This window comes from Parabacteroides leei (genome assembly GCF_023369805.1).
Taxonomy (GTDB): domain Bacteria; phylum Bacteroidota; class Bacteroidia; order Bacteroidales; family Tannerellaceae; genus Parabacteroides; species Parabacteroides leei.
Map to the genome: position 1 here is coordinate 1 of NZ_JAMBQG010000044.1, position 1,855 is coordinate 1,855.

General features: G+C 43.1%; 1 protein-coding gene. It reads right to left on the reverse strand.

The window, feature by feature from the left end:
• Positions 1-74: 74 nt before the first annotated feature.
• On the reverse strand, positions 75-1,736 hold the full coding sequence (locus M1P97_RS26135; RefSeq protein ID WP_249390614.1) for an IS1182-like element ISBthe2 family transposase: 1,662 nt from the start codon (positions 1,734-1,736) through the stop codon (positions 75-77).
• Between the last annotated feature and the right edge of the window lie 119 nt (positions 1,737-1,855).

A 1,855-nucleotide genomic window follows, 5' to 3' on the forward strand; every position in this document is an offset into this window, starting at 1 on the left:
AAGAAGGGGATGTGTCAAAACTAAGGCACATCCCCTTCTTTTTTTGGCAAAAATAGTCGTTCCTCTTTTTTTGTCTATGCGACTATTTTTTCATTAATTAGGTAATAAGGCTTAATATTCGTCGTATTTTGAGTCACACGTGGTCTGATAAAGATAAATATAGTGTGTGCACTCCTTCTCTTTCCTGCTTTTAGTAGTTTTGTACACATCTTTTTGATATTAAAAGCTATAGCAAAGAAGGCAAAGTCCATTGTAACCTTGTCTTCTCCCACATGCCGGAACCTTTTGTATGCCATGTTGTGTTTCATTTGTCCAAAAACTGCTTCCGGTTCTATACATCGCCTTCTCCTATGCCTGATGCCTTCTTCCGAGAGTAACCTTTCCCGTGCCTGCCGTTTGTATTGGTTTAACCGGTGGTTGACTTCTATAATACGGTTCCCCCGAGCTTTAAAGCAACTGCCACGCAAAGGACACCCTTCACATCTTTGTGCTTTATACCGGGCACTTTCGGTGATGTATCCGCTCTCTGTTTTGTCATGTCTGGTTCCTATACGGTTCATGTGCTGCCCCATAGGACAAACGTAATAATCCTCCCCCGCATTGTAATGGAGACTCTCCGCATGGAATGGATTGGGGGTATAACGGGGACGCTGTTCTTTATGGAAGTAGTTGTACTTGACAAAGGCTTCTATCCCATTATCTTGCATGAATCGATAATTTTCTTCCGAGCCGTACCCGGAGTCTGCCACACCGACAGTTGGTAAGCGGTTATAGCGTTGCTCAAAGGAGTGGAAGAAAGGTATGAGGGTCAGTGTATCGGTTGGGTTGGGAAACAGTCGGAAGTCTATGAGGAATTGGTTCTCGGTACCTATTTGCAGATTATATCCGGGTTTGGTCTGCCCGTTTCTCATGGCGTCTTCTTTCATGCGCATGAAGGTGGCATCAGGATCGGTCTTGGAGTAGGAGTTGCGTTCTCCAAGAGTATCAAGATGGTTGTCGTATTCCATCAACTTGTCACGGTACTCCTCAAGTTCCCGGACCTGTTTCTTCTTTTCCCGGATGACTTTCTTTTGTTCCTTGTCCTTTGTTACAGGCTGGTGTTCCAGCACCTCTTTAAGTTCATTCACTATATCTGAGAGCATGGCGGGAGTGAACTCTACGGGTGTGTCTTTCATGGAGTTCTCTTGGGCTATGACTTCATCCACCTGCTCCAGGAGAATGTGGATCTTATCCATCAGCTTTGTACGGTTCTTTTCGACTGTCTTGCGCCAGACAAAAGTATATTTGTTGGCTTTGGACTCAATCTTGGTACCGTCGATATACTCTACGTCAAGGCTGATGAAACCTTTGTCGGCAAGGACAAGAACCAACTGCGTGAATACGGTATTTATTTCCTCTTTTACACGGTTTCGAAAACGGTTGATGGTAATAAAATCCGGATGTTCATTACCGGAAAGCCAGATATAATGAATGTCACGTAGGAGAAGCTTCTCTATTTTGCGGCACGAATAGATATTGTTCATGTAGGCGTAGATAATCACCTTAAGCATCATTTTAGGATGATAAGGACAACGACCGGTTGCTTTATAAAGCTTCTTGAAATTGTCAAGATTGAGAGTATCAACAACAGTATTAACTATGCGAACCGGATCGTTCGCTGCTATGTTTTCATCAATTCTTCCGGGAAAAAGAACTGTTTGGTTGGGAATGTAAGGACGAAAATGTAACTTTGCCATAACGAAAAACTTTATGCCTAAAGATACAAAAACTTTGGGTAATAACAAAGCCCGGGCTTGTGAAAGTCTGGGCTTTGTGCATAAAAAAAGGTTGTGCCAGAGTTTTGACACAACCTCTT